The following is a 13,328-nucleotide window of genomic DNA, read 5'->3' on the forward strand; positions in this document are numbered from 1 at the left end:
GCGTAGCCGGTCAGGACCGGGTCGGTTCCGGTCTGTCCGTTTCAAGGTCGTGGCACTGGTGCTGGTGTCGCTGGTGTCGCTGAGCGCGCTGTGGGCGTTCGCGGCGAGCCTCACCCTGGGCGACGGGTTGAACCTGCGGAAGGTGGACACTGTCCAGGACCATTTCGGTTATCCGTCCGGCGCGCTCGCCAGCGCTCTGCAGGGTGAACGCCGTCTGTCCGCGGTCTTCCTCGGCAGCGGCACGGCTGGCGACCAGGCGGCGATGGAGTCCGGCCGGCTGGTGACCGACCGCCAGGCGGACCTGTTCCGCCGGCTGGCCGCGGACCAGGGCGCCCAGGACGCGGCCTCCCCCCAGGCCAAGCGGCTGGCCAGCCGGATCGTCCAGCAGCTGGACGGGCTCTCGGCCACGCGGGCGGCGGTCGAGCGCAAGCGGATGACGCGGGCGCAGTCGTTCAGCAACTACACCACCCTGATCACCGACCTGGGAACGCTGCAGGGCTCGCTGTCCACCCTCAGCAACGCCGACGTGGCGCGGGACGCGCGCAACCAGGTCGCGCTCGTCCGTGCGCGGGAGATGCTCGCCCAGGAGGACGCGCTGCTGGCCGGCGCGCTCGCGGCGGGCCGCGTGACACCGTTGGAGCGCGCCGAGTTCAGCCGGATGGTCGGTGCCCAGCGCACCCTCTACAACCTCGCCGGTCCGGAACTGACGGACGCCGACCGGGCCTACCTCGCGCGGATCACCGGAACGCCGGAGTACACCCGGCTCCGCCAGATGGAGGACCGGTTCGCCGGGCAGAGCGACTACAAGCCCGAAACGGGTGCGGACGTGGTGTGGAAGACCACGGCCGACTCCAACCTCACCCGGCTGCGCGGCTTGGAGCTCGCCCTGGCGGAGGCCGCCGAACGCCGCGCCGAGCCGATCTCGGACCGCATCATGCTGCGCCTCGTCGTCGCCGGCGCACTCGGCCTGGTCGCGGTCATCGTCTCGATCGTGCTGGCGATCTGGGTCGCCCGGTCGGTCATCCGCGACCTGTCCGGCCTGCGCCGGGAGGCGCTCGACCTCGCCGACGTCCGGCTGCCCCGGGTGATCCGGCGGCTCCGGCGCGGCGAGGAGGTCGACGTCGCCGCGGAGGCGCCGCCGCTGGCGTTCGCCACCGCCGAGATCGACCAGGTCGGCCAGGCGTTCAACGCCGCGCGGCGCACCGCCATCCAGGGAGCGGTCGAGGAGGCCGCCCTGCGCCGCAGCATCAACGACGTCTTCGTCAACCTGGCCCGCCGCAGCCAGGCCCTCCTGCACCGCCAGCTCGGCCTGCTCGACTCGATGGAACGGCGGATCACCGAGCCGGAGGACCTGGAGGACCTCTTCCGCGTCGACCACCTGGCCGCCCGCATGCGCCGCCACGCGGAAGGTCTGATCATCCTCTCCGGCCAGGCGCCCGGCCGCGCCTGGCGCAACCCGGTGGCGGTCATGGACGTCGCGCGCGCCGCCGCCTCCGAGGTCGAGGACTACACGCGGGTGAACGTGGCGCCGATGTCGCGCGCGGCCGTGGCGGGCATCGCCGTCGCCGACATCGTGCATCTGCTCGCCGAGCTCATCGAGAACGCCGCGATCTTCTCGCCGCCGCACACGACCGTCCAGGTCTCCGGCCAGCAGGCGGCGCGCGGCTTCATCATCGAGATCGACGACCGCGGCCTCGGCATGACGCCCGAGGCGCTGGCCGCCGCCAACGAGCGGCTGGCGTCGCCCGGCGAGTTCGACCTGTCCGACACCGCGCAGCTCGGCCTGTTCGTGGTCGGCCGTCTCGCGCGGCGGCACAACGTCAAGGTCTCGTTGCGCGCCTCCCCGTACGGCGGCACGACGGCGATCGTCCTGCTGCCGCTGGACATCGTCGCGCCGGGCGAGGAGCACGAGCTCGATTCGGGTCCGGCCGCCCTCACCCGCCGCGCCGAGGACGCGCGCATCCCGGTCGGCGCGCTGCACGACTTCAGGCAGGAGACCGGCCCGCTTCCCGGGATCGGTCCCGGCCCGGGTGCCGAGATCGGCACCGGTCCGCTCCCCGAGATCGACACCGGCACGGGTGGTTCGATTTTGCGGCTGCCGTTGGGCGAGGAGCCCGAGCCGCCCCAGCCCGGCCAGCCTGGCCAGCCGTTCTTGCTGCCCCAGGCGCCGCCGCCCTCCGGGCCACCGGTCACCTCGGTGCCGCCGCCTGTGTTCGACGAGCTCGCGTCCGTTCCGGTGGTTCCGCCCGAGTCGGTCATGCCACCGCCGTCGGCGCCCGGGGAACGGCCCGAGCTGCCGGCCCGCCGGAAGGCCCCGGGAGACTCCGCCGGGGCCCGGCCGGCCCTGCCGCAGCGCGTTCGCCAGGCCAACCTGGCACCGCAGCTGCGCAGGGACACCACGAGCACGGGCGAGCTGGTCCTCCCGGCGCCGGTCGAGCCCAGGACCGAACGCTCGCCCGAAGAACTCCGCTCGATGATGTCGTCCATCCAGGCGGGTACCAGGCGCGGGCGCGCCGAGCCGGTGGAGGGCGGCGGGGAGTCGTGATCAGGTGATATGACCGGGAACGAGTGGTTCGACGAGGAGGCCGGTCCCCTCGTGCGTTCGTACGCGCTGACGCGCGGGCGGGCGCGCCCGGTCACCCGCGAGAGCTTCGACATGATGGCCGTCATCGAGACCCGGGGCCACCCCGCGTACGGCCAGGTGGGGATCGGTCCCGAGCATCTGGCCATCCTGGAACTGTGCGCCCGGCCGCTGCCCGTCGCGGAGATCTCCGGGCAGTTGCAGCTCCCGCTGGTGGTCGTGCGCGTGCTGCTCGGCGACCTGCTCGACCAGAACCTCATCGGAGTGCTGCGCCCCCGGCGCGAAGAGACGGCCGTCAACGACGGGACCGTCAGCGAACAACTGCTCAGGGAAGTGCTGCATGGACTCGAAGCCCTCTGAAACGGTCCCGTACCCGGTGAAGATCCTGGTGGCGGGCGGCTTCGGGGTCGGGAAGACGACGCTGGTCGGCAGCGTCAGCGAGATCCGGCCGCTGCAGACCGAGGAACTGCTCACCGAGCAGAGCGTCGGCGTCGACGACACCTCCGGCGTGGAACGCAAGACCACGACGACGGTCGCCATGGACTTCGGCCGCATCACGCTCAGCGAACGGCTCATCCTCTACTTGTTCGGCACGCCGGGCCAGGACCGGTTCTGGTTCATGTGGGACGAGCTGGCCGAGGGTGCGCTCGGCGCGGTCGTGCTGGCGGACACGCGCCGGCTGGCGGAGTGCTTCCCCGCGGTCGACTACTTCGAGCGCCGGGGACTGCCGTTCATCATCGGCGTGAACTGCTTCGACGACGGCTACGACTACTCCGGTGACGAGATCGCCGCCGCGCTGGACCTGAGCGAGGACATTCCGGTCATCCTCTGCGACGTGCGGCAACGGGAGTCGGGCAAGGAAGTCCTCACCACGCTCGTCCGCCACGTCATCGGCCGCCAGACCGCCAAGCGCGCGGCCGCCGAGGCGACCTCCGGCTGATCGCCGGGGCCATGGGACGGCCCGCGTACAGCCGGGCGGGCGTACGCGGGCCGTCAAGGGCCATGCCGGTCGAACGATGCCGGTCAGATCGGCTCCATGCCGGTCAAACGAGCTCGGGGGCCGGCTCGCGGTCGGCCGGTCGCAGCTCGGCGGCCCGTTCGGCGGGGCCCTTGAGCGGGACCTGCTTGATGAACCACGTCGCGGCGAAGGCCAGGACACCGAGGGCCGTCGCCATCAGGAACACCTGGTGGGTGCCGGCCGCGACCGCCTGCTCGTAGACATCGCGCATGGCGTCGGGCAGCTTCGCGAGCGCGGCCGAGTCGAGTTGCGCGTTCTCGCTCGAACCGGCGTAGCCGTGGCCCGCCATCACGTCCTGGACCCGGCCGGTGAAGAGCGCGCCCGCGACGGCCACCCCGATCGAGCCGCCGATCGTGCGGGAGAGGGTGGCGGTGGACGAGGCGACGCCGATGTCCTTCAGCTCGACGCTCTGCATCGTGACGATCATCGTGGTCTGCATCAGGCAGCCCATCCCGGCGCCGAGGAAGGCCATGAAGACCATCGACATGGGACGGCTCGTGCCGGTGTCCATCTGGGCGAGCAGCAGGACCCCGACCGTGACCAGCACGCTGCCCACGATGATGATCGGCTTGTACCGGCCGGTCCGGGTGATGAAGGGGCCGGCGAAGGCGTTGATCAGCACCATCGACAGGAAGACCGGCATCATCAGGATCCCGGCATTGGTGGCCGAGGCGCCCTGCACCGCCTGCTGGAAGAGGGGCAGGAAGGTCATCGCCCCGAACATCATCACGCCGAGCAGGAAGCCGACCAGCGTGACCAGGGTGAAGTTGCGGTTGCGGAACAGCCCGAGCGGCAACACCGGCTCGGCGGCGCGGCGTTCGGCGAACAGGAACGCGGCGCCGGATACCACGGCCAGCACGCCGAGCCCGATGATGGTGGCCGAGTCCCACGCGTACTCGTTGCCGCCCCAGGTGGCGGCCAGCACCAGCGACGCGATCGCGGTGCCGAGCAGCGCCACGCCCAGGTAGTCGATCCGTGCCTCACGGCGTTGATCGGACAAGGGCTGTTTGGGCAGGTGCAAAACGGTCGTCACCATGACGAGGGCGAGTGCGCCCAGCGGCAGGTTCACATAGAAGCACCAGCGCCAGCTCAGATTGTCGGTGATGAAACCGCCGATCAGTGGGCCGCCGATCATGGTCAGTCCCATGACCCCCGAGATCATGCCCTGGTACTTGCCCTGCTCGTTCGGCGGGAAGAGGCTCGCGATCAGCGCGAACGCACCGACCATCAGCCCGCCGCCGCCGAGCCCCTGCACGGCGCGGAACGCGATCAGCTGGGTCATGTCCTGCGACACGCCCGCGAGCATCGAGCCGATGAGGAAGATGACGATCGAGGTCAGGAAGACGCCCTTGCGGCCGTACATGTCGCCGAGCTTTCCCCAGACCGGGGTCGAGACGGCGGTGGCCAGGGTGTAGGCCGTGACCACCCAGGACAGGTGGGCCATCCCGCCGAGGTCCCCGACGATGGTCGGCATCGCCGTGCCCAGGATGAGGTTGTCGAGGGAGGCCAGCATCATCGCGATCAACACGGCGCCCAGCACGACGTACTGGTTCCTGGCCTTGCTGACCGGCGGTTCGGTGGCGGGCGGCGGTTCGGTGGCGGTCGGAGTTCCAGCCATGGTCATCAGCTCCTGGGAGAGGAGCCGAGCGAACTTACTTGCCGCCCGGCTAGTTAACGAGGAGACCGTACGGCGCTAACTAGCCGGGCGTCAAGTAAGTTAGGGTCGGACCTTGGACCTAGGCCCCACGGCAAGGGCCACGAGAGGGAGTGCACCGTGGCCAAGACCCAGACCCGCCGCAAGGACACGAGCCAGCGCATCCAGGACACGGCCCTGGAGCTGTTCCTCGAGCACGGGTACGAGAAGACCTCGCTGCGCGAGATCGCAGAGCGCCTCGACGTCACCAAGGCCGCGCTCTACTACCACTTCAAGACCAAGGAGGACATCGTCCTCAGCCTCCTCGACCGGCTCGGCACGTCGTTCGACGAGCTGATCGCGTGGGCCGAGGGGGAGCCGCCGACCCTGGAGACACGGCGCGAGCTGCTCCGCCGTCTCAACGAGGTGCTCGCCGACGGCGCGTCGCTCTTCCGCTTCCTGCAGGAGAACCAGGCGGCCCTGCGCGACATGCGTCCGGGCGAGGACTTCAAGGAACGCATGAAGTCATTGGGAGGCCTGATGGCCGATCCCGAGGCGGACATGGTCGGGTGCATCCGCTCGGTGAGCGCCCTCTTCACCGTCTACTTCGGCGGGTTCGCGCTGACCGACATGGAGGGGACGATGGAGGAGAAGCGGGCCGCCCTCCTCCAGGTCGCCGACGAGATGCTCACGGCCGCGCACGCGCGCGAGACCGGTTAGCGCTCCTTAGCGCTCCGCCGGACGGATGTGGTGAGTGAGCCGGAACATGTCGGCCGGGTCATGGAGTGCCTTCAGCTCGGCGAGCCGCTGGAAGTCCTCCGGCTCGTACGCGGCGCGGACTTCGTCCTCGGTCGCGTTGTCACCGAAGAGGAAGTTGAGGTGCCGGCCGCCCGTCGCCCATGGCTTCATCACGCCCAAGAAGGCGCTGTGGACGGGCTCGGAGGCGTCCGGCGTCTCCGTGGGCTCAAGCTTGCTCAGGACCCCCACGAGGTACTGCGCGCCGCGGTTGCCCACCGCACTCGGGATCGCGGGCGGTACGGAGAGCGCGCCGCCGAGATGGCGCACTTCGACGATGGCCCGTTCGGAGGCGCCCGGCCCGGCGAGGTCGAGCACGGCCTGGACCGCGTCCGCGCTCAGCTCGTCCAGGAGGACGTGGGTCGAGCGGTAGGCCATCGGCTGGTCCGGCTCATCGTGGATTGTGGCGCTCTTCGCGTACGGCATCGTCTCGACCGTGTCGATGAGGCGCGGCCCGAGGGCGCGCAGCGGCGCGACGAGGCGTTCACCATCAGCGGGATCCCCGGCGTAGGCGATCCGGATGTGCGCGATGTGGCGGCCGCGGAAGACCTCCGGGATCTGCGGAATGTCGGGGAACGGCATCAGCGCGATCGAGGACGTCATCTCGTCGGGGACGTCGGCCGACCACTCCTGGAACGTCCGCAGTGCCTCCGCCGCGAGGCCGGTGTCGAAGTAGAGGCCGCCACCGTAGATCGTGCTGACCGGTACGAGTTCGATCTCCATCCCCGTCACGACACCGAAGTTGCCGCGCCCGCCGCGCAGCGCCCAGAACAGGTCGGGATCGGCTTCCGGGCTGACCGTGCGCAGAGTGGCGTCGGCGGTGACGACCTCGATACGGCGCACGCGGTCCACAGCGTTGCCGTAGCGGCGGGCGAGCAGTCCGATGCCGCCGCCGAGGGTGTACGAGACCGCGCCGACGCCGGGGTACGAGCCGTTCAGCGGGGCAAGGCCATGCGACGCCGCCTCCTGGACGACCTCGCGCCAGCGCACACCTGCCTCCACCCAGGCCGTACGAGACTCGGCGTCGATGCTCAGCCCGTTCATCCGGCGGGTGCTGATGAGCACGCCTTCATTTGCGTCGGCGGGCACCCCGTGTCCGGTGGCCTGTACCGCGACCGGCAGCGCGTTCGCCGCGGCGAACTCGACCGCCGCCTGGACGTCGGCGGCGGAAACGGCCGCGACGATCAGGTCGGGCCGGTGCGGCCCGGCGAGCTGGTACCCGACGCGCTCGCTGTCGTAGGCGCCGTCGCCGGGCCGGATCACCGCGCCGTCCACCCGTTCGGCCAGTGCCTCGATGCCGTTCATGGTGCTTCCCCCTTGATGATGTTGCCTTGCGATATCTACCCTGCCGTCCGGTTATTCAGAAGTCCAAGAGATAGATCTTCTTGCTGTTAGCATCTCTGGTTATGGAACTTCGGCAGCTCGAATACTTCGTGGCCGTGACCGAAGAGGCGAGCTTCACCCGTGCCGCCGCGCGGCTGCACGTCGCCCAGCCCGGCGTGAGCGCGCAGATTCGCCAGCTCGAACGCGAGCTCGGGCTGCCGCTGCTGGACCGCTCCGGCCGCACCGTGCGGCTGACCGAGGCGGGCAGCGCCGTGCTGCCGTACGCGCGGGCCGCCCTCTCCGCGGTCGCCGGAGCGCGGCTCGTGGTGGACGAACTGACCGGGCTGGTACGCGGGCACGTCACCGTCGGGGTGGTCGAATGGATGAAGATCCTGGATCTGCCCGGCCTGCTGGCCGGCTTCCACCGGGACCACCCGCAGGTGGAGATCACCCTGTCCGAGGCCCGCGCCGCGGACATGATCGACGCGCTCCGTGCCGGCCAGCTCGACCTGGGCTTCATCAGCATGGGCGCGGTGCCGCCCGAGGGCCTGGAGACACAGGTCATCCTCGACCAGGCCGTGGTCGCAGCCGTCGCGCCCGGCGACCCGCTGGCCCGACGGGACACGATCCCGTTGAACGCGCTCCGCGGCCGCAAGCTCATCTGCCTGCCGAAGGGCACCGGGGTGCGCACGATCATCGACGATGCCTGCGCCGCCGCCGGCTTCACGCCCGATGTCTCGTTCGAGATCGGTGACCCGCTGACGCTGGCGCAGCTGGCCGCGCGCGGCCTCGGCGTGGCCGTGCTACCGGAGTCCGCCACGCTGCCCTACCAGGACGAGCTGCACACGATCGAGATCACCCGGCCGCGGATGTCCGGGCGGATCGCGCTTGCTTGGCGAGCCGGCGGGCCGACCGGCCCTGCGGCCCGGGCGCTCATCGACCTGGCCCGCGAGCGCATGCCGGCCGCAGCCCCGACCGCAGCCCCCGCCTCGGCCTCACCCCCGGCCGCGCCTCCAGCCGGAGGCTCGGGCTCGGCTCAGGGATGACCGGCGAGCCGGTGCGGCTGCGGCCGCTCAGCCTGGTGGACGAGGGCGAGGACGTCCTTGTCGGAGACCCGGAGACGGGCACGTTCGTGGCGATGCCCAAGGTCGGCGGGGTCGTGATCGCCGCTCTCCAGCGCGGGGCGACGCCGGAGGAGGCAGGCCGGGAGGCGACGGCCTTCGCAGGGGAACCGGTCGACATGGACGACTTCGTGGCCACGCTGCGGGAGCTCGGCTTTGTGGAGGACGGGGAGGCGGCTGCCCCGGCGGCCGAAACGGCCTCGCTGGCGGCGCGGCGGGATCGGCTTGCGTCGGGCGTAGTGCGTGTGTTGTTCGGCCGAACTGCCTGGGTGGTCTACGCGGCGTGTGCACTGCTCAACGTAGGTCTGCTCTTCGGCGTCCCCTCGTTGCGCCCGCATCCCGCCGAGGACGCGTTCGTCTTCGACGACATCGGCCGGAGCATCCTCTTCCTGTATCCGTTCACTCTCGTCGTGATGGCCGCGCACGAGATCTGGCACTGGCTGGCGGCGCGTGCGGTGGGCGTGCCGGCCCGGTTCGGCGTGGACCGGCGCATGGTGTTCATGGTCTTCGAGACCGATCTCTCGCAGCTGTGGACCGTACCGCGCAGGCGGCGGTTCGGTCCGCTGCTGGCCGGGATGGCCTTCGACTCCGTCGTGCTCACGTGCCTGCTGACCGTGCGTCTCGTGGCGGGCTCAGATCTTCCCCCGGTCGTCGGCTCGCTTGCCGCCGCGTGGTCGTTCGTCCTCGTGTCGCAGCTGCTGTGGCAGTGCATGCTCTTCCTGCGCACCGATCTGTACGCGGTGTTCATCACGGCGGCCAGATGCCGCAACCTGTGGCGGGTGAAGACCTTGCTGCTGCGGCGGGCCTTCGGGCGGCTCAGCGCGACGGAGATCGAGGAGCTGGACGCGGCCGATCCTCGGGACGTCCAAGTGGGGTTGTGGTTCCGGTGGTTGTGGCTGGCGGGGATCGCCGCCGTCGCCGCCTGGGCGCTCGCCTTCGTGCTTCCTACGGTGCCGCCGGTCGTGGAGTGGACGGCGGACGGCGTCAGCGCGCCGCCGCTGGACGGGACGTTCTGGTACACGCTCATGTGCGCCGCGTTCTTCTTCGGGCCCTGGCTCGTCGTGCTGGCGTTGACGATCCGGGGGATGGATCTTCGGCGCGCCGTGAGGCATGATCGTTCTTCGTAGGCGTAGCCCACCTCGAGAGGAGCCCCCCATGAAGATCGAGGTCAAGAAGGTAGAGCCGATCAAGGCCACCAGCGGCGCTTCCAACCAGTAGCCCACCGCCCCTCGGGGACGGCGCGGCGAATCTCTCGCCGGGGCCGTCCCCGTTGTCATGGGAGGCCGTGTGCCCGTCGCGCTGAAGGAATGTGTGTGGGAGGCGCTCGGCGACGAGCTGGTGCTCGTGGCCGATCCCCGGGAGTCCGTCACGCTCGCGGATCCCGACGGCCACATCGCCGCGCTGCTGACCGAACTACGCCGCGCGCCGCGTACCGCCCGCGAGCTTGCGGCAGCCCTCGCAGAACGCGGGATCACGCTGAGCGAGCAGGACGTCCAGGAAGGTCTCGACGGGCTGGCCTCCCTCGGTCTGCTGGAGGACGCCGGCCAGGCCACGCTGGGCGACCCGGCGCTCGACGAACGCCACTCGTCCAACCTGTCGTTCTTCGGCTCGTTCGCCGACCTCGAACGATCGCGTGCGGACTACATACGGCGGCTCCGGCAGTCGCACGTCCTGGTCCTGGGCGTCGGCGGCGGGGGCTCCCAGATCGTGCCGTGCCTGGCGGGGCTCGGCGTCGGGGCGATGACCCTGGTGGACCACGACGTCGTCCAGTCGCGCAACTTCAACCGGCAGTTCCTCTACCGGCACGCGGATCTCGGCCGGTCGAAGGTGGAGCGGGCCGCCGAGTGGGTGCGCGAGTACGACCCGGACATCGAGGTGCGCACGGTCGACCGCTGGATCGCGGGCGTCGAGGACCTCCGCGACCTGACCGCGGGGATCGACGTGATGACCGGCGGCCTGGACGGGGAGCGGGGTTCGCACCTCTGGCTGAACGAGACGGCGGTACGCGCCGGGATCCCGCTCGTGACCGGCGGCATGATGCGCACCCAGCTGATCTACTGCTCGGTCGACCCGGGCAAGAGCGCGTGCCTGCGATGCCACGAACGGGCGCTGCCCGGAGAACGGACGACCGCCGGCGTGGCCCAGCGGCTCGTCCGGGAACGGCCGTTCACCAACGCGCTCATCGGGCCGCTGACCATGCAGTTCGGCTCGCTCGTGGCATACGAGGCGCTGCGCTACCTAACGGATTTCGAACCGCCGCGCGCAGCCGGGGCGTACGTCGTGCTCGATCTGCACACCGGACTCGTTCCCGAGTGGCAGCCGATCGAGCGGGACCCGGGCTGCCCGGTGTGCTCCTGACCAGCCGGCATGGATCACGCGGGCTGGATCACGCGGGCTGGATCACGCGGTGTGGATCACGCGGTGTGGATCAGCCGGACGGGTCGTCCAGGCGGCTGAGCGCGGGGTTGCGGACCTGCTGGAAGATCACCGAGGTGCGGAAACCGGCGATCTCCTTGCGCTTGCTGAGCCGGTCGAGCAGGAACGAGTGCAGATGGTCGAGATCCTGCACCCCCACGTGCAGCAGGAAGTCGTCGCCGCCCGCCACGACGAAGACACTGATCACCTCCGGCAGGCCCGAGGCGAACTCCTTGAACGTGTTGATGACCGAACGGTTGAGCGGCCGTACCTGGATCGAGACCAGGGCCTGCACGCCGCGGTTGAGCGCGGCGAGGTCGATGTCGGCGTGGTAGCCGCGGATCACGCCGCGCCGAGTGAGTGACCGGACCCGTTCCAGGCAGGTGGACGGCGCGATTCCGAGCCGCCTGGCCAGTTCCCGGTTGGACTGCCGAGCATCCGTTTGGAGAAGCCGCACGATCTCCGTATCAAGTTCGTCCATGACCGGATTATGCCCGCTACTTCTGGTCAAACGTTCATATGGAGGCCGCCTTCACCGCTCAAATGGCTACCTTCTCCGCATCGTGCTGAGCGTATGCGAGGAGGTGGCCGTGGCGGTCACGACGACGTCGAGCCCGCGGAGGGCGCAGCCCAAGACCGGGATCGGCCTGGGGGAGGGCACGGCCCTCCTGGTGGGCTCCGTGCTGGGGCCGGGTGTGCTTGCGCTGCCTCACCTCGCGGCGGCGGCCGCCGGACCGGCGTCGGTGCTGGCCTGGGCGGCGTTGCTGGCGCTCAGCGTGCCGGTGGCGGCGACGTTCGCGGTGCTGGGCACGCGCTTCCCCGATGGCGGCGGGGCGGCGACCTTCGTGGCACGGGCGTTCGGGGCACGTGCGGGAGCCATGGCCGGATGGTGGTTCTTCGCCGCGGTGCCCGTCGGCACGCTGGCCGGGGGACTGATCGGCGGTGAGTACGTGGCCGCCTCGATCGGTGGTGGCCGTGCGACGGCGGTGGCGGTCGCGTGCGGCCTGCTGCTCGTCGCGTTCGCCGCCAACCACGCGGGCCTGCGGATGTCGGGGCGGTTGCAACTCGTGTTGGTCGTCGGGCTGGCGGCCCTGCTGGTGACGGCGATCCTCGTCGCCGGGCCGCGTACGGACCCGGCCAACTTCTCGCCCTTCGCGCCGCACGGCTGGATGGGTGTCGTCCACGCCGCCGGGGTGCTGTTCTTCGCGTTCGCCGGGTGGGAGGCGGTGAGCCACCTCTCGGCGGACTTCAAGGAGGGGCGGCTCCTGCCACGCGCAACCGCCCTCACATTGCTCATCGTCGGTGTGCTCTACCTCGGCCTGGTCCTGACCGTGACCGGTGTCCTCGGCGACCGAGCCGCCACCTCGGCGGTCCCACTGGCGCTGCTCCTCGAAGAGGGCTTCGGTGAAGTGGCCCGTCCGATCACCGCCGTCGTGGCGCTCGCGCTGAGCTTCATCGCCATCAACACCTATATCGCCAGCGGCGCCCGGCTCGGCGCCGCGCTGGCCCGGGACCGGGCGCTGCCAGGATGGTTCTCCAGGGGCGCCGAGCCCGGCCAGGTGCCGCGCCGGAGTCTGGCGCTGATGGCCGTTGTGACCGGGATCCTGGCGGTGCCGGTCGTCGGGAGCGGGCTTGACCTGGACGCGCTGATGAGGGCCACCGCAGCCTGCCTGGCGGCGGTCACCTTGCTCGCCATGGCCGCCGCCGTAAGGCTGCTCACTGGCCGCGCCCGTGCGATCGCCCTGGCCGCCGTGACCTTCACAGCGGTCGTGGTGGTCTCGTGCGGCACGTTCCTTCTACTACCCGCACTCCTCGCCGTTGCAGGCTTGGGCTCATGGGTAACGTCTTCGTATGGCAGGACTTCCTGACATCACTTGGGCGGCCTTGACCCGCCGCACGTGGACTGACTTCGAGCAGGTCATGGGGGCGAACGGAGGCGCGCGGGGTTGCTGGTGCATGCACTGGCGACTGTCCTTCGCGGAGTGGGAGAAGGGCCAAGGCGACGGCAACCGATCCCAGATGCGCCAACGCGCCCTCGCCGATCCGCCACCGGGACTGGTGTGCTACCTCGACGATGAACCCGTCGGCTGGGTCGCCGTCGGCGACCGCTCGGAGTACGCGCGAATGCAGCGATCTCCGGTGATGCGCCCGGCCGACGACGCCGCCGTCTGGGTGATCAGTTGCTTGTACGTGTCCGCGCCCCATCGCAAGAGCCGGCTGCACATCCCCATGATCCACGCAGCCTGCGACTTCGCGGCCGGCCACGGCCTCCGCGCCGTCGACGCCTATCCCGTCGACCCGCCGGAAGGCAAGCATGCGGGCGCGGACAACGCCATGACCGGCATCGCCTCCGCCTTCCGCGCCGCGGGTTTCACCGAGCTCGCTCGCCCGAAGCCTGACCGGCCCGTGATGCGCCGCGAGCTCGGCACCACCGCCAAGTGA

At 70.6% G+C, this 13,328-nt stretch carries 12 protein-coding genes; 9 read left to right on the forward strand and 3 right to left on the reverse strand.

The annotated features are described in order from the left end of the window. The first annotated feature begins 49 nt into the window (after positions 1-49). Genes F8566_RS39605 through F8566_RS39615 form a run of 3 tightly spaced genes read left to right on the forward strand, consistent with a single transcriptional unit; the run spans position 50 to position 3,521 of the window. The gene (locus tag F8566_RS39605) at positions 50-2,545 is read left to right on the forward strand and encodes a sensor histidine kinase (protein WP_192810093.1); all 2,496 of its coding nucleotides are present in this window, start codon (positions 50-52) and stop codon (positions 2,543-2,545) included. Between the two features lie 9 nt (positions 2,546-2,554). Then, positions 2,555-2,941 carry a DUF742 domain-containing protein gene (locus tag F8566_RS39610; protein ID WP_151567622.1) on the forward strand — a complete coding sequence of 129 codons (387 nt, stop codon included), beginning with the start codon at positions 2,555-2,557 and terminating at the stop codon, positions 2,939-2,941. After that, positions 2,922-3,521: a GTP-binding protein gene (locus F8566_RS39615; protein WP_151567624.1), complete on the forward strand. Its 600-nt coding sequence runs from the start codon at positions 2,922-2,924 to the stop codon at positions 3,519-3,521. Before F8566_RS39610 ends, F8566_RS39615 begins: the two co-directional genes overlap by 20 nt. A 103-nt stretch (positions 3,522-3,624) precedes the next feature. Here F8566_RS39615 and F8566_RS39620 read toward each other — a convergent pair whose 3' ends face one another. Next, positions 3,625-5,217, reverse strand: coding sequence for an MDR family MFS transporter (locus F8566_RS39620; protein WP_151567626.1), 1,593 nt, complete (start codon positions 5,215-5,217; stop codon positions 3,625-3,627). Between the two features lie 156 nt (positions 5,218-5,373). Here F8566_RS39620 and F8566_RS39625 point away from each other — a divergent pair, with 156 nt between their 5' ends. Continuing rightward, on the forward strand, positions 5,374-5,952 hold the full coding sequence (locus F8566_RS39625; RefSeq protein ID WP_151567628.1) for a TetR/AcrR family transcriptional regulator: 579 nt from the start codon (positions 5,374-5,376) through the stop codon (positions 5,950-5,952). A gap of 6 nt (positions 5,953-5,958) precedes the next feature. Here the strand turns inward: F8566_RS39625 and F8566_RS39630 are convergent, their stop codons facing one another. After that, positions 5,959-7,332 (reverse strand): FAD-binding oxidoreductase, encoded by a 1,374-nt coding sequence (locus F8566_RS39630; RefSeq protein ID WP_151567630.1) that lies wholly within the window; start codon positions 7,330-7,332, stop codon positions 5,959-5,961. Positions 7,333-7,433: 101 nt separating this feature from the next. Here F8566_RS39630 and F8566_RS39635 point away from each other — a divergent pair, with 101 nt between their 5' ends. From F8566_RS39635 to F8566_RS39645, 3 genes are all read left to right on the forward strand, one after another. Further along, the gene (locus F8566_RS39635) at positions 7,434-8,396 is read left to right on the forward strand and encodes a LysR family transcriptional regulator (RefSeq protein ID WP_151567632.1); all 963 of its coding nucleotides are present in this window, start codon (positions 7,434-7,436) and stop codon (positions 8,394-8,396) included. After that, complete coding sequence (locus tag F8566_RS39640; RefSeq protein WP_151567635.1) at positions 8,393-9,598, forward strand: hypothetical protein; 1,206 nt, start codon at positions 8,393-8,395, stop codon at positions 9,596-9,598. Before F8566_RS39635 ends, F8566_RS39640 begins: the two co-directional genes overlap by 4 nt. A gap of 160 nt (positions 9,599-9,758) precedes the next feature. Then, positions 9,759-10,829, forward strand: coding sequence for a ThiF family adenylyltransferase (locus tag F8566_RS39645; RefSeq protein ID WP_151567637.1), 1,071 nt, complete (start codon positions 9,759-9,761; stop codon positions 10,827-10,829). A gap of 70 nt (positions 10,830-10,899) precedes the next feature. Here F8566_RS39645 and F8566_RS39650 read toward each other — a convergent pair whose 3' ends face one another. Continuing rightward, on the reverse strand, positions 10,900-11,367 hold the full coding sequence (locus F8566_RS39650) for an Lrp/AsnC family transcriptional regulator (protein ID WP_151567639.1): 468 nt from the start codon (positions 11,365-11,367) through the stop codon (positions 10,900-10,902). 109 nt (positions 11,368-11,476) lie between these two features. Here F8566_RS39650 and F8566_RS39655 point away from each other — a divergent pair, with 109 nt between their 5' ends. Both F8566_RS39655 and F8566_RS39660 read left to right on the forward strand, forming a co-directional pair. After that, positions 11,477-12,754: an APC family permease gene (locus F8566_RS39655; protein WP_225993931.1), complete on the forward strand. Its 1,278-nt coding sequence runs from the start codon at positions 11,477-11,479 to the stop codon at positions 12,752-12,754. Then, positions 12,738-13,328: a GNAT family N-acetyltransferase gene (locus tag F8566_RS39660; RefSeq protein ID WP_151567643.1), complete on the forward strand. Its 591-nt coding sequence runs from the start codon at positions 12,738-12,740 to the stop codon at positions 13,326-13,328. The genes F8566_RS39655 and F8566_RS39660 overlap by 17 nt, the downstream gene beginning before the upstream one ends.

Source organism: Actinomadura rudentiformis (assembly GCF_008923185.1).
Classification (GTDB): domain Bacteria; phylum Actinomycetota; class Actinomycetes; order Streptosporangiales; family Streptosporangiaceae; genus Spirillospora; species Spirillospora rudentiformis.

Coding starts and splice junctions, on each gene's coding strand:
- F8566_RS39640 (WP_151567635.1), top strand. CDS start 8,393: ATGACCGGCGAGCCGGTGCGGCTGCGGCCGCTCAGCCTGGTGGACGAG.
- F8566_RS39650 (WP_151567639.1), bottom strand. CDS start 11,367: ATGGACGAACTTGATACGGAGATCGTGCGGCTTCTCCAAACGGATGCT.
- F8566_RS39620 (WP_151567626.1), bottom strand. CDS start 5,217: ATGGCTGGAACTCCGACCGCCACCGAACCGCCGCCCGCCACCGAACCG.
- F8566_RS39610 (WP_151567622.1), top strand. CDS start 2,555: ATGACCGGGAACGAGTGGTTCGACGAGGAGGCCGGTCCCCTCGTGCGT.
- F8566_RS39630 (WP_151567630.1), bottom strand. CDS start 7,332: ATGAACGGCATCGAGGCACTGGCCGAACGGGTGGACGGCGCGGTGATC.
- F8566_RS39660 (WP_151567643.1), top strand. CDS start 12,738: ATGGCAGGACTTCCTGACATCACTTGGGCGGCCTTGACCCGCCGCACG.
- F8566_RS39615 (WP_151567624.1), top strand. CDS start 2,922: ATGGACTCGAAGCCCTCTGAAACGGTCCCGTACCCGGTGAAGATCCTG.
- F8566_RS39635 (WP_151567632.1), top strand. CDS start 7,434: ATGGAACTTCGGCAGCTCGAATACTTCGTGGCCGTGACCGAAGAGGCG.